General features: G+C 70.8%; 14 protein-coding genes. All 14 read right to left on the bottom strand.

The genetic code is table 11. The annotated features are described in order from the left end of the window. Window positions 1–26: 26 nt before the first annotated feature. Window positions 27–1409, bottom strand: a complete 1383-nt coding sequence (locus AC6CCG_RS18615) for an NAD-dependent malic enzyme (protein ID WP_496656091.1) — start codon at window positions 1407–1409, stop codon at window positions 27–29. Window positions 1410–1527: 118 nt separating this feature from the next. After that, complete coding sequence (locus AC6CCG_RS18610; protein ID WP_496656090.1) at window positions 1528–2292, bottom strand: IclR family transcriptional regulator; 765 nt, start codon at window positions 2290–2292, stop codon at window positions 1528–1530. Window positions 2293–2375: 83 nt separating this feature from the next. Beyond that, on the bottom strand, window positions 2376–4331 hold the full coding sequence (locus tag AC6CCG_RS18605; protein ID WP_496656089.1) for a hypothetical protein: 1956 nt from the start codon (window positions 4329–4331) through the stop codon (window positions 2376–2378). A 37-nt stretch (window positions 4332–4368) separates the two neighbouring features. Then, window positions 4369–4719 (bottom strand): hypothetical protein, encoded by a 351-nt coding sequence (locus AC6CCG_RS18600; protein WP_496656088.1) that lies wholly within the window; start codon window positions 4717–4719, stop codon window positions 4369–4371. A gap of 83 nt (window positions 4720–4802) precedes the next feature. Continuing rightward, window positions 4803–5192, bottom strand: a complete 390-nt coding sequence (locus AC6CCG_RS18595) for a hypothetical protein (protein ID WP_496656087.1) — start codon at window positions 5190–5192, stop codon at window positions 4803–4805. Window positions 5193–5229: 37 nt separating this feature from the next. Then, a complete protein-coding gene (locus tag AC6CCG_RS18590) occupies window positions 5230–5724 on the bottom strand; it encodes a hypothetical protein (protein ID WP_496656086.1) in 495 nt (164 codons plus the stop codon). A gap of 112 nt (window positions 5725–5836) precedes the next feature. Then, a complete protein-coding gene (locus AC6CCG_RS18585; protein WP_496656085.1) occupies window positions 5837–6310 on the bottom strand; it encodes a hypothetical protein in 474 nt (157 codons plus the stop codon). A gap of 85 nt (window positions 6311–6395) precedes the next feature. Further along, window positions 6396–8267 (bottom strand): polymorphic toxin-type HINT domain-containing protein, encoded by a 1872-nt coding sequence (locus AC6CCG_RS18580; protein ID WP_496656084.1) that lies wholly within the window; start codon window positions 8265–8267, stop codon window positions 6396–6398. Next, window positions 8255–12070, bottom strand: a complete 3816-nt coding sequence (locus tag AC6CCG_RS18575) for a DUF6531 domain-containing protein (protein WP_496656083.1) — start codon at window positions 12068–12070, stop codon at window positions 8255–8257. Before AC6CCG_RS18575 ends, AC6CCG_RS18580 begins: the two co-directional genes overlap by 13 nt. Before the next feature lie 123 nt (window positions 12071–12193). Beyond that, entirely contained in the window at window positions 12194–12382 is a 189-nt protein-coding gene (locus AC6CCG_RS18570; protein WP_246322235.1) for a hypothetical protein, read from the bottom strand. 223 nt (window positions 12383–12605) lie between these two features. After that, window positions 12606–13418, bottom strand: a complete 813-nt coding sequence (locus AC6CCG_RS18565) for an Imm1 family immunity protein (RefSeq protein ID WP_496656082.1) — start codon at window positions 13416–13418, stop codon at window positions 12606–12608. Continuing rightward, window positions 13415–18793, bottom strand: coding sequence for a DUF6531 domain-containing protein (locus AC6CCG_RS18560; RefSeq protein WP_496656081.1), 5379 nt, complete (start codon window positions 18791–18793; stop codon window positions 13415–13417). Before AC6CCG_RS18560 ends, AC6CCG_RS18565 begins: the two co-directional genes overlap by 4 nt. A gap of 69 nt (window positions 18794–18862) precedes the next feature. After that, on the bottom strand, window positions 18863–19144 hold the full coding sequence (locus AC6CCG_RS18555; RefSeq protein ID WP_179747686.1) for a pyrophosphorylase: 282 nt from the start codon (window positions 19142–19144) through the stop codon (window positions 18863–18865). A 178-nt stretch (window positions 19145–19322) separates the two neighbouring features. Beyond that, complete coding sequence (locus AC6CCG_RS18550) at window positions 19323–20078, bottom strand: hypothetical protein (RefSeq protein ID WP_496656080.1); 756 nt, start codon at window positions 20076–20078, stop codon at window positions 19323–19325. Window positions 20079–20083 lie beyond the last annotated feature (5 nt).

Below are 20083 nucleotides of genomic sequence, written 5' to 3'. Positions count from 1 at the left end.
TCATTCCTCCTGTCGGGATGGGCGGATCAGCTGCCGGCGGTACTCGCCACCGCGGCCGCGACCGCCGGGGCGACCCGGCTGTCGAAGACACTCGGCACGATGTAGCTGGGGTTGAGCTCGTCCGGCGAGACGCAGTCGGCGATCGCCTCGGCGGCGGCCACCAGCATCGGGGTGGTGATGTTGCGCGCGGCGGCGTCGAGCAGACCACGGAACAGGCCCGGGAACGCCAGCACGTTGTTGATCTGGTTCGGGAAGTCGCTGCGCCCGGTGGCCACCACCGCGGCATGCTTGGCCGCCTCGGTCGGCGGGATCTCCGGATCCGGGTTGGCCAGCGCCAGCACGATCGAACGGTCGGCCATGGTGGCCACGTGTTCGGCGCCGAGGATGTTCGGGCCGGACACCCCGATGAACACGTCGGCTCCGACCAGGGCGTCGTGCAGGCTGCCGGAAACCCCGTCCGGGTTGGTGTTCTCGGCGATCCACTGCCGGTGCTCGTCGGTGTACGTCCCGCCGCGGTGGATGGCGCCGGTCCGGGAGCAGCCGACGATGTGCGACGCACCCTGGGCCTGCAGCAGCTGGATGATCGCGTGCCCGGCAGCGCCGACACCGGAGATCACGATCTTGACGTCGGTGATCTTCTTGCCGACCACCCGGAGCGAGTTGATCAAGGCCGCCAGCACGACGATCGCCGTACCGTGTTGATCATCGTGGAAGACCGGGATGTCCAGCTCGGCCCGGAGCCGGCGCTCGATCTCGAAGCAGCGCGGCGCGGCGATGTCCTCCAGGTTGATCCCGCCGTACACCGGCGCCATCGCCTTGACGATGGAGATGATCTCCTCGGTGTCGGTGGTGTCCAGGCAGACCGGCCAGGCGTCCACGCCGGCGAACTGCTTGAACAGCGCGGCCTTGCCCTCCATCACCGGCAGGGCCGCGGCCGGGCCGATGTCGCCCAGGCCGAGCACGGCGGTGCCGTCGGTGACCACGGCCACCGTGTTGCGCTTGATCGTCAGCCGCCGGGCGTCCTCGGGATTGGCGGCGATGGCGAGGCAGACCCGGGCCACGCCGGGCGTGTAGGCGCGGGACAGGTCGTCCCGGTTCTTCAGCGGGACCTTCGGCTCCACCGCGAGCTTGCCGCCCAGGTGGAGCAGGAACGTACGGTCGCTGACCTTGCGGACGTGCGTGTCCGGGCGGGCGTCGAGCACCTCGGCGATCCGCTGGGCGTGCCCGTCGTCGACGGTGTTGCAGGTGACGTCGACCACGATCTTCTCGTGGCTGGACTCGACGATGTCCAGCGCGGTCACCGGGGCGCCGGTCTCGGCGACCGCCGAGGCCAGGTCGGTGGTCGAGCCGGCCGTGGCTGCGACCTCGACCCGCAGGGTGATCGAGTAGCCGGGGCTGGGGCTGTTCAAGATTCCTCCTCGAACTTCGACATTACGGATGTTAACTTCTGCTTTGCGGAATTACAACGCGATGCGTCGGGACAGCCCGGGCCTCGGGATCGCCTGGCCGGGAAAGATGGGGCGCCGGTCAGGGCACCAGTTCGGCGGCGATCGCCGCCGCGGCACGGCGCAGCACCGGTACGGCGCGCCGGCCGAAGTCCTCGTCGACCCGCGCCAGCGGGCCCGAGACCGAGATGGCCATCGGCGACGGGGTGCCGGGGACGGCGACCGCGTAACAGCGGACCCCGACCTCCTGCTCCTCGTCGTCGATCGCATAGCCGCGTTCACGGATCTGATCGAGATCCGTCAGCAGGGACTGCACGGTGCCGTGGCTCTTGGCCGTCGGCGTCGCCAGGCCGGCCCGCTGCACGATCCGGCGTACGACGTCGTCGCCGAACCCGGCCAGGATCGCTTTCCCGACCCCGGTGTCGTGCAGGCTGACCCGGCGGCCGATCTCGGTGAACATGCGCATCGAGTGCGGCGACGGCTGCTGGGCGACATAGACGACCTGGTCGCCGTCGAGCAGCGCCATGTTGGCCGTCTCCCCCAGTTCGGCCACCACCCGGACCAGTTCCGGCTGGGCCACCCGGCCGAGTTGCTGGCCGGCCAGCTCGCCGAGCGGGATCAGCCGCGCGCCGAGGGCGTACCGGCGGGACGGGAGTTGCCGGGCATAGCCGAGCGTGACGCAGGTCCGGAGCAACCGGTGGATGGTCGGCATCGGCAGCCCGGCGCGGACCGAGAGGTCGCTCAGCGAGATCTCGCCGCCGGCCTCGGCCATCAGCTCCAGCAGCTCGAAGACGCGCTCGACGGACTGCACGCCGCCGCTCCGCGCCCGTACCGTGTCCTCCGGCATGACCACCGCCCTTTCGCCCTGGGAGTGGATGTCACCCTACAGACATCAGGGCCGGAGTTTTCGCGATGCAGAATCGTCGCGCGTCACTGGTCGTACCAGACGACGTCGTCGCCGAACGGGTTGCGGTAGCCGAAGGTCAAGGGACTGCCGGTGTCCCGGATCCGGTACGCGAGCCCGCCCTCCAGGCACTGGCCCTCGGACAGCGTCGTGGCGGCGAGTTGCGGCCCGCCACCGTCGGTGCGTTCGCCGGTCATGCCGTCCTGCGAGTACAGGCTGAAGTTGGCCGGGCCGACCGAGCGCTGCACGGCCGGATCGACGCCGCGGGCGCTCAGGTCACCGCCGGCGCAGATCCGTACGGAGGCGTTGACCATCAGGTCGCGGCCGTCCGCCCGGGCCTCGATGCTCCGGGCGGTCAGGGTGGTGCCGCCGGCCAACTCGACCGTCTGGCCCTCCGCGACGCGGGCGGTGACCGGCTTGGCCCGGGTCGCGTTCTGCACGATCGCGCCGGTGAAGACCGCGCTGACCGCGACGGCCGCGATGATCGCGCCGACCACGTACCGGCGCTTGGTCGAGCGCACCTGCGGCGACTCGGCGGCCGGCGGTGCCTGGTCGATGATCTTGAGCCGCGGTACGTCGGCCAGCCGCCGGTCCAGCTGCTCGCGGAGCTTCGGGCCGCGTCGCAGCCGGCCGGTGTCGACGTCGACGCCGCGCAGCCGGTCGTCGAAGATCACCAGATTCGTCGCGCTGTACTCGATGATCACCGCGGCCGCGTCCAGATCGACGACCTCACGCTCCGCCGGCTCCCCCAGCGCCTCGGCCGGCGACTCGACGAGCAGCGTCCGGGCGCCGAGCCGGGCACTGCCGGGCACGCCGCCGCTCATCGCCGACTGCGCCAGCCAGGCGCTGAACTTCTCGCCGCGCTCGGCCGGCAGGTCCGCCATCAGCTCCGGATAGCCGGGCAGCACCGAGACGCTGCGGTCGGCCTCGCCGAGCAGGCTCGTCACGTGCACCGTGTTCAGGGCGGCGCCGAGCGCGTTGCGGACCTCCGGGACGGTCAGCGGCTCGTCGTCCGCCGGCAGGCCGAGGACCCGCCGGTTCCGGGCCCACTGGCTGTCCGACAGCGCCTCCAGCTCGGTGATCACCGCCGCCAGGCGGGCGTCGGCGATCGGTGTGGACAGGGTCCGCGCGATCGCCCGGTCCCGGTGCTGCGGCGCCGGCACGCCGTCGCAGACGATGGTGATCCAACGGTCCGCGCCGAACTCGTGCACGGCGCAGCCGGTGCCGGGATCACCGCCGCCGACCGCCGACAGCGCGGCCGCGAAGTGGGTCCGCAGCGCCAGGCCGGCCGCGAGCCCGGCCCGGGTCCGCGGGACGACGGCGGTGAACTGGACCGGGCCGAGCGGCGCCGCCAGGCTCCCCGGCGTCGCCGCCCCGCGGGCCCGGCCGGGTGCCGGTGTCGACTGCCGCCGCGGGTCGACCGCCGGCGCGGCGAACGCGTCGATCCCGATCAGGGCTTCGTCGTTGCTGAAGAAGGCGCAGCGCACGGTCCCCTGGGCCGGGTCCAGGTGCCGGCGCAACTGCTCCACCTTGTCCGGCGCGACCTCGATCGGCGGCAGGTCGAGCAGGGACAGGACGAACGAGCTCATGCCGGCGCGGAGGGCGGCGTCCCGGGTCCAGCCGAACGTGTCGACCGGATGCGGCTCCGCGCCGTCGGCGGGCACCGTGCCGTTGAAATAGCCGGCCACCCGGCGCCAGGTCGAGACCACGGCCTCCGGGCGTCCCCGTACCGCGAAGGTCAGGGTGTCCTGGCCGATCTCGACCAGCCCCTCCGGCACCGACACCCCGCCCTCGGGGAGTTCGATCGGCCGCCCGAGCTCGGCCCGGATCGCGCCGGCCACCGTCTGCAGCGTCCCGTAGTCGGCGACGGACTCGTCCAACATCCCGTACGCCAGCGTCGCGCCCAGCACGACCTCCGGCGACGGCTCGGCCACCTCGATCAGCTGCCAGTCGTACCCGCCACGCTCGCTCCATCGATGCACCGCGCCAGGATAGGGGTACGCCGGAGCCGGCGCGTGATCACGAGGTCGGGCGATCCCCCCGGACGGTTCCCTCGAGGTCCTCGCGAAGACCCTGCAAATACTCCCGCTCGGCAGGATCGAGATCGTGCACCGGGATCTGGAGGATGGGTCCGACGTCGTCCGGTGTCACCGCGCCTGGCTGAGAGAGCTCCGCGATCGCGTGGAGCTCGGCCTCCCGGGCGACCCGATCCGTCTCCTCGGCCGCCACAACCGCCAACCGCTGGATCAGCACCCTGCGCTCCAGGGAATCGATCGAGTTGAGCCAGTCGGTCACGAGCTCGGCGGCGTTCTCGCGCTCGTCCGCCGACGCAGACTCCAACCGGGCCAGCAAGGTGCTCTCCCGGTCCATTCCTTCACCGCCTCCAGCACCGATGTGGATCACGAGACGCGCACCGCGTCATTCACGGGCGAGCGCAGGCAGGATCTCCGGTCTCACGCCGGAGAGGACCCGCGACCGCCCGGACCGAGCCCGACGATCACTGCGGACAGACCCTCGGCGCGAAGCACCCATGGATCGAGGTCGGTGTCGGCTTCCACGACCAGTTCGACGCCGTCATCGAAGACGAACACCGGATCGAGCTGGCCTTCACCGATCCTGACCTCGACGATCGTCCGGCCCTCGCGCGCCGCGACGGCCTCCCCCATCGCGCTTTCGGCAAATTCCCAGGTAGCGACGACATCCTCGCCGTCCACCAACGACCAGTTGCAGTTGATCGACAAGCTCCAGCCTGCACCGTAGAGGTTGATGAAGGGGTCGGTGATCCCGTGGCCCGTGATCAGCAGCGGCAGAACGCCGGCGATCTCTGATTGAATCTCGGTCACGGTCCCGACTTCACGTGGGTCGTTTCGCCGGGATCATTCACCGGTGGCGAGCCGCCCAGCAAAACGCACGAAGCCGAAGCAATTCTTCATCAGACGCCCCGGCCAGCGGTTGATCGGGGTCGAGCGGGCAACCGAAACGTCGGTCGCTCGTGAGCCACGCGAGCACTCCGCCGGTCATCCACTGTGGATCGAACAAGTCCGGGGGGTCGGCGTACGGGATACCCTCAGCACCGACCCAGGCGACTCGGCACCCAGCGTTGATCAACTCCTGGAGGGTCCCGCGAATCGCACCGCGGAAATCCTCGGCCCGAGGCCACATCGGGAGATGCAACTCCCAGCCGACCACGCGCCAGCCTTGACCGTGCAGCACCAAAGGTTCCGGGGCTGGCGAGTCGGGCCACCGCGTCGATCCGAAGGTGGGCACATCGACTGCGTGATCATCGCCGACCAGACCGTAGAAGATCAGGCCGGGAACTTCCTCCGAGCCGCCGAGGAAGATCGTCAGCACGTCGCGTGCAGGTGAGCCGGTCATCACAACCCCATTTGATCAATTGGTTCGGCGTCGGTACGGACGAGGAGGCCAGCTGTCCTTGGAACGGGCCTTCCTTGTAGACGAACACGGCGACTCGCGAACGTCTTCTTGATCAAGTCCGGGCGGAAATCGGTCCGGCGCCGCCAGGGGGCGAATCGACAGTGACTTCGAGGTCCCAGTCGTCCAGGGCCACGATCTGCGCAACGACGACGAGTTCGTCGAATTCCAATCTCACACCGATCAACAGGCCCGTCGGGTCTTCCAGCGGCCGGATCCCGCTCGCCACGCGGCCAACGACGGCATGCAGAGGTTGTCCCGGCTCGACCTGCCGTGGCACCCAGAGTCCGACCTCGGCTTCCAGCGCATCCCGCTCCCGGCCCGAGACCGACGCGTAGGGATCGAGCCACGGCTCTTCGGAAAGGACGACGGTCAGGTCGCTGCGCGAATCGACGGTAGTGACGCTCCCATCATCCCAATCGAACTGGATCGGTCCGCGACCCGAATCCGGTTGATCTCGGTAGTGGTGCCGAATCGTCGTCACGCGCCGACAGGTTCTACCGACGACGTGGGGCAAGGTGACATCCATCAGAACGGAAACACCTCCGCGTTCATGAAGCGCTTGTTGGTCGGGCCGCCCGGGTACATGGAGATGAACGTACCGTCCGGCTTCGTCAGCACAAGATCATCACCTTGTCGGAAGAAGAAGCCGACCTGGTCCTGGCCGAGGATCGCTCCCTTACGCACTTCCTCGGGATTGAGGTGAACCTCGCGGGCCCGGTCGCGGAACCATTGTCGGTGCGCAGGGTTACCTGGGTCGAGTCCGTAATCCTGTGCGTGCTTTCCGACCTTGCTGCCGAACTGACTGGAAGGAAAGGACAAAGGCGGCGCCAGATCGACCGGCCCGCCGTGGGTGCAGGTGTGTTGTGAACCCGTACCCATCGGTCACCGGCTTGCACGTGATAGTTCTGCAGCTCGTCGACCTGGAAGTTGTACACAGTCGCCGTAAGGCCCGTACCAGTCACCTTGATCAAATCGACCGACTGTCCGTCGGCATCGACCAGCACGTCCCCGGGGCGAAGCTCCCGGACCGGGACCCAGCCCCTGCCTCTCACATAGAACGGGTGCTCGGCAGTCGAAGTCACCGAGCCCGCGGAGGTTTCCACGACGAAGGTCTCCACGTCCTCGTGAATGTACGTTTCGACGACCCGTTTACCGTGCGTTGCGTCGGTCTCGGGGTTCGATGCGCGAATCTCATCACCGACCGCGACCTCCTGGATCGGCTTGGCTGAACCGTCCGCCATCAGGACGAGCGTGTCCGCCACGAAGCAGCCGTTCCTGGCTGTGCTGGTGAACTTCGACAGCGCCTTCTGACCCAGATTCTTGGCCCCCGACAGGGCGTTCCGGCCAACCGTCTTGATACCGGTACCCAGCGTTGTCCGGCCCGCGGCCTTCACCAGCGCGCTGGCGGCGCCCGCGCCGGGGATGGGCACCATGCCGAGTGCTCCGTCGAGGCCCGCCTGGCCCCAGTCCACCGAGCCCTTGGTCGCCTTCTGCTGGGCAACCGACATACCCATCGACAACGCACCGCCGGCCAGCGCCAGGCCGATCGGCCCGCCGACGCCCGTCGCCATCAGAGCCACGCCGGCGACGATCATGGCACCGGCGGCGATGTACTCCCAGTTGTTCGCCACCCAGTTCGTGGTCGCGTTCCAGGCCGCGGCGAGGGCGCCGTTGTTGGAGTCCCGGTACGCCTGCAGTTCCTTGTCAGTCACCGGCTCCAGACCCCAGGGGTCCGACTGATTGAGCGGGTCATTTCCGGCGAAGGCGTACGGATTGCCGGACCAGCCGGTGCCGTACACCGGTTCGAGGGGGTCGACGGACAGGAAGCCGCGGGATCCGGGGTCGTAGACGCGAGCCTGCATCCACTCCATTCCGTCGACCACCAGGTTGCCTTGGCCGTCGACCTGGACCCCGGATGGAAGCCGGTCCGAAACCCGGCCGCCGGCGACGCCCCACGGGTCGGCAGCTCCGGTCGAGCGGGGTCGCCAGTCGGGGGTGATCCAGTCGGCTGTGGATCTCCGGGTCGGGTCGGGCAGTAAGGCAGTCAGCGGGCCGTAGCCGGTGACGGACAGGTCACCGATCTGGGCCAGTGTCGGCACGTGGTTCGCTGTGTCCCGTGCGACCGGCTCCTCGTCGATCGCCGACAGTTCGCCGAGGGCGTCGACGCGGAGGTGCTGGGTCCGCGCCGTCACCTTGTCATCGGCGCGGTTGATGGTGGTGATCGACTTGAGGAAGCCGCGCGGATCCCACCCAAATCGCCGCTCAGCATCCGGCCCAGCCTCTGTGATCCGGCGGCCGGCGCCGTCATAGCTGAAGGTGCTGTTCCCCTCCGGTCCCTGCCGTTCGAGAAGCTGTCCAGCAACGTCGTAGCGGTAGTGGGTGCTGCGGCCGTCGGTCGTTTCGCGGATCAGCCGGCCAGCGGCGTCGTACTGGAACCCGGTGACTGAGCTGTCGCCACGGCGGACCTCGATCAGCTGACCCATCGGGTCATAGGCGTAACTGGTCCGGTGCCCGTCGGTGGTCTCGCCGATGACCGGCCCGCGTCGTCGCGCTCGATCTCGGTGATCTTGGTCCGTCCACTGCGGGACACTTCGAGCCGTGTGACAGCACCGCCCGTCCAGGTCCAGACTGCGTGCAGACCTGGTGCTGTCATGGAACAGATCCGGCCCACCGCATCTCGGTCGATCACGGCCCGGCCGAGCTCAGGAGCCTCCACGACTGCGACCCGACCGGCCTGATCGTATTCATAGCGTGTCTGGTCGCCGTGAACGCCAGTGAAGGACGTGCGACGGCCGTCGCTGTCGTAGGACCAGGCCATGCCGACGGCACCGTGCAGGCGACGTACCAGCCTGCCCTCCGGGTCGAAACGTAGTTCGTTGGCGACTTCACCGCCGTCTCGATCCGGCTCGAACACTCTCAGCGTTCGAGTGCCGAAGTCACGCTCCGTGCGGGACACCCGCACGCCGTCGGCGAACGCCTCAACCTCGCGGCCGGTGTCGTCGTAGCGCCAGGCCAGGACCGACCCGGTCGGATCGATCATCTCGGTCTGCCGACCCGCGGCGTCGTGCCGGTACCGGGTCGTCCGACCCAACGGGTCGGTCTCGGCGTTCACGAGTCCCAGGACGCTGTAGGCCCATTCGGTACGGCCACCGAGAGGGTCGATCGCCGCGGTGCGCCGACCGGCGTCGTCGTACTCGAACCGACTGACCTGGCCGGCCGCGTTCTGCACAGCGATCAGCTGGCCGGCGCCGTCGTAGCTGAACCGGCGCGGCCCGTTCCAACCGTCCACGGTCCTCACGATCCGGCCGGCGGCGTCATAGGCGAAGCGGGATACGCCGCTGCCGGGCTCGAAGCGTTCGACCGGGCGACCGGCAGCGTCGTAGCTGATCCAAGCCTGTTCGCCGGTTGGCCAGTGCTCGCGAACCAACCGACCGTCGGCGTCGTAGTCGAACCGGTAGCGGGAGCCATCGGTGTCGATGGTCGTTACCCGGCGTCCGCAGACGTCGTACTCGTAGCGGTAGGTCGTGCCGGTCGGATGAGTGATCGCGGTCTCCCGGCCGGCCTTGTCCCGGGTGAACCGGGTCACGGCACCGGTTCCGTCGGTGTACTCGATCAGGCGACCGCACCGGTCGTACCGGTGCTGCTGTCGGCTTCCGTCAGTGCCGGTTCGCCCGACCACCCGGCCCAGAACGTCGTAGTCGGTGCCAACCTCGGACAACCGGTCGGCGTTACTCACGGGGCGACCGGCCTGGTCGCGGACCACCGTGTGCCTGACTCCGGTCGGGTCGATGGTCTCGCTGAGGTGGCCGTTGGCGTCGAAGCCGGACCGCCACCGACCGCCTGCGGAGTCGGTGGACTCGACCAACCGGGACAGCGCGTCGTAGCTGAATCGCCACTCGGAGCCGTCCGGAAGTTCGACCCGACTGCGGTGGCCGAGGTCGTCGTACTCCGAGGCCACGGAACGTCCGAGGGGGTCCACCCTCCTCGACTCCTCGCCGTGATCGCCGTGTTCGATGGTGGTGCGGCCGCCGGTGGGGTCGATGATCGCGGAGAGGCGGCCGCCGGTGGTGTGCTCGTAGCGCCAGATGGCACCGTCGGGGTCGCGGCGGGATTCGAGCGGGCCGGTGTGGTGGTAGCGGTAGGTGGTCCGGTGGCCGAGTGGGGTGATCGCTGCGGTCACCCGACCAAGATCATCGCGTTCGAGGCGGGCGGTGTTGCCGTCGGCGTCGGTGGCGGCGATGAGTTCGCCGTGGTGATCATGCTCGAAGCGGAGTCGTACGCCTTCGGGGTCGATGATCTCCTTGAGCAGGCCACGGTCCCACCGCATCCGGGTCAGGCCGCCCTCGGCGTCGATCACCTCGACCGGGTTGCGTTCCTCACCCTCGTAGCTGTAGCGGGTGATCGCCGTGGTGTCGCCGTTCTGGAGCGTGATCGTGACCGGGCGGTCCTGATCATCGTGTTCCCAGACGATCTTGGCGCCGGTCGGCGTCTCGCGGTGGATCAGGCGGCCACGGTCGTCGTAGCCGTTGATCACTGTGGCGCCGGCCCGGTCGGTGATCATGACCGGGTTGCCGTAGCGGTCGTAGCTGGTGGACTGGCGCTGATCATCGGCGTCGATCACGCCGATCAGCCGGCCCTTGCCGTCGGCGATCCAGGTGTTGGCCCGCGTGCCGTCGGCGTCGGACACCTCGGTGACGCCACCGGGGAGATAGACGAAGCGCGTCGTGCGGCCGAACGGCGAGCGCTGGGTGAGGACGCGGCCGTGTTCGTCGTAGGTGTTCTCGGCCTCGATCACGCCGTCGGGGTCGGTGACGGCGTCGATCAGGTCGGCGTCGTTCCAGCGGTACGTGCGGGTGCCGGCCGGGGTCTCGGCGGCCACCAGCCGGCCGCGGTCGTCGTAGCGGTAGCTCACGGTCCGGCCGTCGGAGGCGGTCGCGCCGGTGATCCGTCCGGTCGCGTCGTCCCAGGTCAGGTCCAGGGAGCGGCCGAACTGGTGGGCCACCGAGACGAGTCGGCCCTCGTCGTCGTACCAGTAGGTGATCTTGGTCCCCGGTCCGGTGCTGGTCGTGCGGAGCCGGCCGTCGGCACGGAGGTCCCAGCACAGGCCGGCCGAGTTCGTCACCCGGTAGCCGGCCTCGGCGCGGGCCAGCCACAAGTTCTCGCCGTTGGCGCGATCCCAACCGTCACCGAGCCGCGGGAAGACGACCTCGCGGCCGTCGGACAGCCGCAGTCGCGCGGCCTCGTCGGTCAGCGTCAGCCCGGCCTCGGCCCAGGACGACCAGCCACGGCCGAACGCACCGAGCCTCTGGTTGAGCGAGTTGTAGGTACGGGTCAGGCCCAAGTCCGCCGTCGCACCCGGGAAGGCGAGATCGCACTCGTTCTCGATGAAGTTGCCGGTCGCCGTGTTGACCGGGTCGTCCGAGTAGCCCGTCGTGGGCGGCGAGCCGTAGGCCGTCGGCGGGTCGACGACGATGTCCTGCCGGTTCACCGCAACGTTCGCGGCCCGCAACGCCGCCTCGATCGTCGAGTTGGACAGCGTGGAGACGTTGCCCTCGCCGCCGGCCCGGGCGAACGCATCCGCCACCGTGGTGGCCCACTTCGCATCCTCACCGTTCAGCCGCAACCAATCCTTGAGACCCTGAATCGGGCCCGACGCGTCGAGCGTCGCCCACGAACAGGCCGTCGCGAACTCGGTGCACTTGCCCTCGAGACTCGTCGCCTTCCCATCGAACGCCCCGTCACCGCCATCCGTGCTGGTCGCGAACGACCGCAGGTTCGACGGCTTCGCCGACGACGTCCCGCCACCGCCACCGCCGCTGCCCGGAGCCGGCGTCTCGCGCGGCTTCGACGCCGGTGCGCTCACGTGCTGGGCCGGGCCGGTTTCCTTGATGTTGACGTCCGGCGGATCCTCACCCGAACCCCAGAAGTCGTCCCACGCCTTCTCGAGTCCCGACCTATCGGCCTGGCGCTGGGCCCACTCGCGGGCGGTCTTGCGGCGCTGGTTCTCCTCCCGCGCCGCCTGCTCCACGTCCTCCAACTTCGTGGCAACGGCCCGCAACGCGGTGACGACCTCGTCGAGGTCACCCAGCTGGGTGGTGCCGTTGGTCTTGAAGATGTCGGAGAACCGGCCGGCGAACTGCTCCAACCCCGTGTTCCGCCACGTCGCCCGGTCGCCCCGCTGACCGGACAGGGTGTTCGCCGCCGTACGGAACGCCGACTTCACCTCGCTCGACACCCCGAAGTCGTACGTGACGTCCGGCATGCCCTTCAGCTTGTCGATGTCCACCACAGCAACCTCAACGCCTCATCCGCGCCTGACCGCGCAACCCCGCACCCGCATGAGAAACAGAAGGGCCGCCGCGACCGAACGATCGCGGCGGCCCGAACCGCAGAAAGTGACCGCCTCGGGTCAGCTGCCGCCGCCCGCGGAGAAGATGTTCGTCGAGATCTTCTCCAGCTGGCCCCGCAGGTCGTCCAGCTCCTGCTTGGCCTTGTCCAGCGCGGCCTTGGTCTCCGGCCAGGTCGAGCTCCGGAACGTCGCCGCCAGCGGCCCGTCCCAGACATCCGGCTGGGACAACTTCTGCCCCTGCGTGTCCAACTGCGAAATCTGATCCGTCAGACCACCGGTCACAATCGCCTGAATCTGACGGATCGCCGACTTCGCTTCCTCGGTCGAGAGAACCCGACTCATCCGCAACTCCTCCTTGACGCCGGCCGCAGGCCGACCTGATTGACATTGCCCCTACGGCGTTGCCAGCCACCCTAACCGTGGCGCCGGGTCACCTGCAGGAGCCGGAACCGCTCAGTGGCCGGGATCACGATCAGCCTTCGTCTCCTTCCTCCTGCAGCCCGGGAGGCCGGAGATCGGCGACTTCGGCGTCGGTACGCCAGGCCAGGCCGGGCGCCCGGCGGCCGGTCCGGAGGAACTCGGCGGCGGCCGCGCGGGCCGGCTCCAGGGTCGTCGTCTGCCAGGCCTGGAAATGGCCGAGATCGTCCGCGAGCCGTACCTCGACCTCGGTGTCCGGCCCGCCCGGCGTCGTCAGATGGCTCCACTCCGGCCGGGCCGCGCCCGGGTCGTCGCTGTGGTAGACCATGAGCGGCCCCGCGGCATCGCCCCCGACGTCGAGCCGGGCCCGGCCGCGGAACAGGCTGATCACCGTGCGGTGCTCGCCGTCCAGTCGCTCGATCGCGGTGCGGGCGGCCTCCGCCGACGGCGAGGTCGTGACGATGGTCTCGCCGCCGCGGTCGTGCTCCATCCGGTTCGGGTCGGTTGCCGGCGGTTCGGCTGCGGAGACCGTACGGAAGGACCTGACGTGGCCGCCGACCGCCACCCCGCACGGGAACAGCACCAGCCAGCTCAGCGCCAGCGGCGCGTCCAGCACACCCCAGGCAAGGGCGCCGCCGAGCCCGACCACCCAGAGCGCGACCTGGCGCGGTACGGCGGGCAGCCAGACCGAGCCGAAGCCCAGCCCGAACCCGAGCACGATCACGGCGATCCCGAGTGCCGGCTGGATCCGCCAGATCACCACCGGCGCGATCCCGAGCAGCACCGGGACCAGCAGCAGCACCAACTCGTTCCGGCGCAGTCGACGGAACTCGCTGCGGCGGCGCCGGGTCGATCGGCTCGCGGTCATTGGCCGAGCAGCGGCGGAATGGTCATGTTCGCGGTGTAGCCCTGGACCGCGCCCTGGCTGACCCCGACCCAGAGAGCCTGGGTGTTGGTGCCGCTGAGGTTCGTCACGCCGGACACGGTGCGCGGTCCGAAGTACGACAGCTGGTTCAACGTGCCGGTCCCGGTCGGGCTCTTGAACGACGGGATCGGGGAGGTCGCGGCCCCCAGGCCGCCGGCGATCGCGGCGCCGGTCCAGTTGATCGGGTTGCCGGACACGATGTTGTTCGTCACCGAGGCGGTCGCGCCGCCGACGAAGCTGATCCCGGCCGTCATGCCCTTGGCGGTCAGCGACTTCGAGCCCTGCCCGACCATGGTCGCCAAGGTGCCGCCGCCCGGCCCCGAGCCGGCCCCGAAGGCGCCGCCGACGAAGCCGCCCGCGCCGGCGCCGAGAGCGCCGCGCCAGCTCAGGTTGCCCCAGTTCTTGGTGACGTACGACGCCTCGCCGCTCAACGCGCCGACCGTCCCGTGCACGGCGACCCGGGTCTTCAGCGCCGCCAGCCCGCCCTTGCTGGCCTTCGCCGCGAGGCCCGCCGCGCCGCCCCCGACCAGGCCGATCGCACCCGAGACCGCGACCTGGCCCCAGTTCACCGTGCCGGTGGTGGCCTTCTGGATGATCGTGTCGGCACCTGCGCTGATCAGGGCCATGCCGGCCGGGCCGCCGACGCCGGTCGCCATCAGCACGCCGCCGGCGATCACCATCGCGCCGCCGGCGAGGTACTCCCAGTTGTCGCCGACCCATTCGCCGACCGCCTGCACGGCGCCGTCGTTGGAGGCGGCGTAAGACTTCAGTTCCTCATCCGTCACCGGGGCCAGGCCGGTCGGGTCGAGCGCGTGCAGCGGGTCGTTCCCCGCATACGCGTACGGGTTCGCGGCCCAGCCGGCTCCGGGCATCGGGTCCTGCGGGTCGACGGACAGGAAGCCGCGCGTCGCCGGGTCGTAGGCCCGGGCGTGCAGCCACTCCAGCCCGGCGATCCTGACCTCCCCCGCCGCGCCGATCTCGAAGCCGGCGCCGGTCGTCGGGCCGGCCGTCCAGGGGTCGGCGCCCGCCGTCCGGGCGGTCCGCCAGCCGGGCGACTGCCAGGCCGCACCGATCCCGGTCAGCCCACCGGGAGTGTGCACCACCGGGCTCTCCCCCGCCCGGATCAGGCCCGGCGTGTAGTCCGTCGCCGTGTCCCACCAGGTCTCGGCGTCGCCGACCCGGCTCAGCTCGCCGAGCGCGTCCACCCCGAGCCGGGTGGTCGTCGTCCGGTCGCCGTCGCGGTCGGTGATCATGGACAGCCAGCCGGTGTCGGACCAGCCGAGCTCGCGGACCCGGCCGTCGGACGCCTCGGTCCGGGTGCGTCGCCCGGCGAGGTCGTACGTGAAGGACACTCGGACCTGGCCGGCCTCGGTCGAGGTCAGCTGGCCCGCGGCGTCGTAGCCGTAGCTGCACCGGGTGCCGCCGATCACCTCGGCGGTCAGCCGGCCGGCCCGGTCGAACAGCCAGGTCGACACCGTGCCGTCGTCGAGCCGTTCCTCGATCAACTGGCCGGCCTCGTCGTAGCCGTAGCCGCGCCGGCCCGACCCGCTGTCCACGGCCGTGATCCGGCCCCAGGTATCGCGTTCGACGGAGGTCCGTTCCGAGCCGTCGGGACGGGTCACGGTGTGCTCGACGACGAAGCCGTCGGTGCGGCTCCAGGTCTGGATCGCGTCACCCGCGCCGGCCCGGACCAGCCGGCCGGCCGCGTCGTAGCCGAAGGTGGCGCGGCCGAGCAGCGGGTGCTCCACGGCGACCACCCGGCCGGCGGAGTCGTGCTCGTACCGGGTCGTCTGCCCGTCGGGCCCGGTCATGCCGGTCCGCCGGCCGTCGCTGTCGTACGTCCACTCGACCCGGCGGTCGCCGCGCCGCCGGGAGATCAGCTGCCGGCGGCGGTTCCAGACCAGCTCGTGCTCGGTCGGCCGGTCCGGGTCGGTCCGGTCCGCGACGACGACCCGCCGGTTCCGCAGGTCCCGGGTGATCGCGGAGACCAGCCGCCCGTCCACGTGCAGCTCCGCCTGCCGGCCGGCGGCGTCGTAGGTCCAGCCGAGCCGGCGGCCGGTCGGGTCGGTCTGGGTGACCGGCCGGCCGGCGGCGTCGTAGGTGCAGGTCGTGGTGCGGCCGAGCGGGTCGGTCTCGGAGATCACCCGGTCCAGCGCGTCGTACGCGCGGCGGGTGACGCCGCCGAGCGGGTCGGTGATCGCGACGACCCGGCCGCGGGCGTCGTAGTCGTAACGGGTGCTGCCGCCGTTGCCGTTGACCGTCTCGACCAGCTGGCCGGCTGCGTCGTAGCGGAACCGGCGCTTGCCGTACCAGGAGTCGGTGGCCCGGACGACCCGGCCGACCAGGTCGTGGCTGTACCGGGCCAGTCCGCGGCCGGGGACGAAGCTCGCCACCAGCCAGCCCATCTCGTCGTACTCGGCCCAGGCGGTCTCGCCGTTCGGCGCCACCTCCCGGACGACCCGGCCGTCGGCGTCGTAGGTCAGCTCGGTCCGGCCGCCCAGCGGGTCGGTGATGGCGGACAGGCGGCCGCACCGGTCGTAGGCGAACCGGGTCGTCGCGCCCGACGGGGCGACCTGTTCGGTGACCCGCCCGGCGAGGTCGCGGCGCAGCACGGTCAGGCCGCCCTCGCCGTCGACGATCTCCACCGGCCGCCCGCAGCGGTCGTGCGTGATCAGGCCGGTCGGTCCGTCGGCGGCCTCGGCGGCGATCGCCCGGCCCAGGCCGTCGAACCGCACCTCGGCCGTGCCGTCGGCCTCGGCCAGCGCCACGGTCCGGCCGGATCGCTCGAGGGTCGCCTCCCGCCGGACCCCGGTCGGGTCGGTGAGCGCGACCAGGTCGCCGTTGGCGTCGTAGTCGCGGCACCAGCGGCCGCCCTCCGGATCGACCGTCTCGCGGAGCCGGGACAGCGCGTCGTGGACGAACCGCCAGGTCCCGCCGTCCGGCAGTTCGAGGCCGCTGAGCTGGCCGAGGTCGTCGTAGGTCTGGGTGACGGCGCGGCCGAGCGGGTCGATCGCCTTGGTGATCTCGCCGTGCGGGCCGTACTCCAACTCCGTCCGGCCGCCGTGCGGGTCGATCACGGCGGTCGGCTTGCCGCCGGCCGCGTGCTCATAGCGCCAGACTGCTCCGTTCGGGTCGCGCCGCGAGCTGAGCAGCCCGGCGGCGTCGTAGTGATAGCTGGTCCGGGCGCCCGAGGGGCTGGTCGCGGCGATGACCCGGCCCGCCTCGTCGCGGTCCAGCCGGGCCTGGTCGCCGGCCGCGTTGGTCACGGTGATCAGGTCGCCGCGGTCGTCGTAGCCGAACCGGACCCGGACGCCGGTCGGGTCGGTCAGCTGGACCAGCAGGCCGTGCTCCCAGGTCAGCTCGGTGCGGCCGCCCTCGGGATCGATCATGATCGACGGGTTCCGGCCGTCGTCCTGGTAGCCGTACTCGGTGACGGCGCCGGCCTCGGTCACGACCGTGGTGACCCGGTCGGCCGCGTCGTAGCCGAAGGCCAGCTCGGCGCCCGAGGCCGTCCGGGTGCGGACCCGGCGGCCGCGGTCGTCGTAGCTGTGCAGGGTCGTCGCGCCGTTGCGCTCGGTCACCGAGACCAGGTTGCCGAAGGCGTCGTAGCTCATCGACTGACGTTCGCCGTCCGCGTCCACCACGCCGACCAGCCGGCCGCGCTGGTCGGCGATCCAGGTGTTGGACCGGCCGCCGTCCAGGTCGGACACCACCGTGGTCCGGCCCGGCAGGTAGACGTAGCGGGTGCGGCGGCCGAACGGCGACGTCTGTCCGGCGACCCGGCGCCGCTCGTCGTAGCTGTTCTCCACCTCGACCCGGCCGTCGGCGCCGGTCACCGCGGCGAGCAGGCCCGCCTCGTTCCAGGTGTACGTCCGGGTGCCGGTCGGCCCGGTCGCCGAGGTCAGCCGGCCGGCGTCGTCGTACGCGTAGCGAACGGTGCGGCCGTCCGAGGCGCGTACCTCGGCGATCCGGCCCTCCGCCCAGGTCAGCGCGACGGAGCGGCCGCGTTCGTGGGACAGCCGGACCAGCCGGCCGTCGTCGTCCCGCCCGGCCAGGATGCCGGTACCGGCGCCGCGGCTGCGGGCCAGCCACAGCCCACCGGTGCTGAACGTCCAGCGGGTGCCGTCGTTGTCGGAGACCACCAGCACCGCGCCGGACTCGGACTCGACCCGGTCCAGCCAGAGCGCCTCGCCGGGTGCCCGGTCCCAGCCGTCCCCGCGCCGCGGGAAGATCACCTGCCGGCCGTCCGGCAGCACCAGCCGGGCGCCGTCGTCGGCGAACTCCAGGCGCTGGTCCAGGATCGACGACCAGCCGGGCCCGAACGGGCCGACGGCGTCGTCGATCGCGTTGTAGGTCCGGCTGAACTCGAGGTTCGCCGCCGCGCCGGCGAAGGTGAGATCGACCTCGGTCTCGACGAAATTGCCGGTGGCGGTGTTGACCGGATCGTCGGCGTAGCCGGTGGTCGGCGGGTGACCGTACGCCTGCGGCGGCTCGATCGTCAGGTCCTGCCGGGACGCCGCGATCCCCTTCGCCTGCAGGGCGGCGGCCAGCGCGCTGTTGGCCAGGGTGGAGATGTTGCCCTCGCCGCCGGCGGCCTTGAACGCGTCGGCGATCGTGTTCGCCCAGCGGACGTCCTCGCCGTTGGCGGTCAGCCACTTGTCGAAGCCGGTCGGCACGCCGGACGCGTCCAGCCGGCCCCAGCGGCACTTCGAGGCGAAGTTCGACAGATGGGTCCGCAGCTCGCCGGGCTTGTTCTTCAGCGCCTCGTTGAGCGTCTCGGAGCCGGAGGCGAACTGGCGCAGGTTGGACGGCCGGGCCGAGGACGTACCGCCGGCGCCACTGCTCCCACCGCCCGGCGGCGGAGTGTCACGGGTGCCGTTCTGCGGAGCCGAGGTGGTGATCGTGGGCTCGTCGGCCGGCGGGCCGACCGGTGGGTCCTCGCCGCCGGTCAGCCAGTCGCCGAACTCCTCGAACACGTTGCGGTCGTCCTGCCGCTGCTTCCACTCCCGCGCGGTCTTGCGGCGTTCCTGCTCCTTGCGCGCCTCCTCCTTGAGGTTGCGCGCGGCCGTCGCGACCTCGCGGAGCCGGCTGGCCAGTTCGGTGGCGTCGGCGGAGGCGACGGCCGCGTTGCTCGTGAACAACTCGGAGAAGTGACCCTTGAAGTCCGTCGACCCCGTCGTCACGTACGACGCACGGGACCCCGCCTGCTCGTCGACCGCGGTCGCCGCGTTGTCGAACGCGGCGATCAGATCGTCCGCCGTACCGTTGTCGAACGGCACGTCCGTGTCGATCGCTCCCAGATCCGAAATGTCAACCATGACCGCACCTCCGCTGACGACGCTGACGAACCGACCGCCTGATGGACCTGCCCGTGGGCAGGTCCGGGGTCAGCTGCCGCCGCCGGCGCTGAAGATGTTGGTCGAGATCTTCTCCAGCTGGCCCCGCAGGTCGTCCAGCTCCTGCTTGGCCTTGTCCAGCGCCGCCTTCGTCTCCGGCCAGGTCGAGCTCCGGAACGTCGCCGCCAGAGGCCCGTCCCAGACATCCGGCTGGGACAGCTTCTGGCCCTGCGTGTCCAACTGCGAGATCTGGTCCGTCAGGCCACCGGTCACGATCGCCTGAATCTGACGGATCGCCGACTTCGCTTCCTCGGTAGACAGAACTCGACTCATCGTTCTTCCTCCTTGACACGAGACATCACGGCTGTCGAAATCCGACGAGGGGCCGGCGTCACCGCAGGACCGCTACGGATTCACGAACTCTTCGCTAGAAGTTAACAGTCTCGGGGTCAGTGCGCGACCAGTCCGGCCTCCCGTTCTCGGGGAGGTCGGACCGGTGGAACGAGGCGAGTCAGTCCTCGGACAGTCCAGGGGGCCGCAGGTCGGCCACGTCGGGATCGGTACGCCAGGAGAGTCCCGGAGCCCGGCCCCCGGAGGCGAGAAACTCGGTCGCGGCCTTCCGGGCCGAGTCCAGGGTGGTGGTCTGCCAGAGCCGGAAATAGCCCAGGACGGCAAGCTGGATGGTGACCTCGACGTCCGGCGCACCGGGCGTCGTCAGGTGGCTCCACTCCGGACGCTTGGCCGCTTGATCAGGGCAGTGATAGACCAGCATCGGCCCGTCGGGACGGCCCGCCAGGTCGAGCCGGGCCGGGCCGTGGAACAGGCTGATCACGGTCCGATCGGTTCCGTCCAGGGCGTCGATCGCGGCGAGGACCGCGGCCGGCGATGGCTCGATCACCACGACCTCGTCGGAGCCCTCGCCCGGATTGCACACCATCCGGTCCGAGGCCGGCACAACGGGCCTACTGCCCGGCTTCGGTACGCCGGACCGGATCGCCCGGACGTGCCCGCCGAGGGCGAAGCCGCACGGGAACAGCACCAGCCAACTCACCGCGAGCACCGGGCTCAGCACACCCCAGGCGAGGGCGGCGCCGAAGCCCAGCACCCACATCAGGATCTCCCGCGCGATCGTCGGCAGCTGGACCGTCCCGAACCCCAGTGCCGGCGCGAGCAGGATCACCAGGACGGCGAGCTCCGGCCGGATCTGCCAGAGCACCGGCAGGACGATGCCCAGGGCGGCCGGGACCAGCAGCAACCACAGGTCCAACGGAC

It is taken from the genome of Microlunatus sp. YIM B11417 (assembly GCF_059617205.1).
Note: the sequence above shows the minus strand (reverse complement) of the source record. Positions and strands in the feature narration are given on the sequence as shown.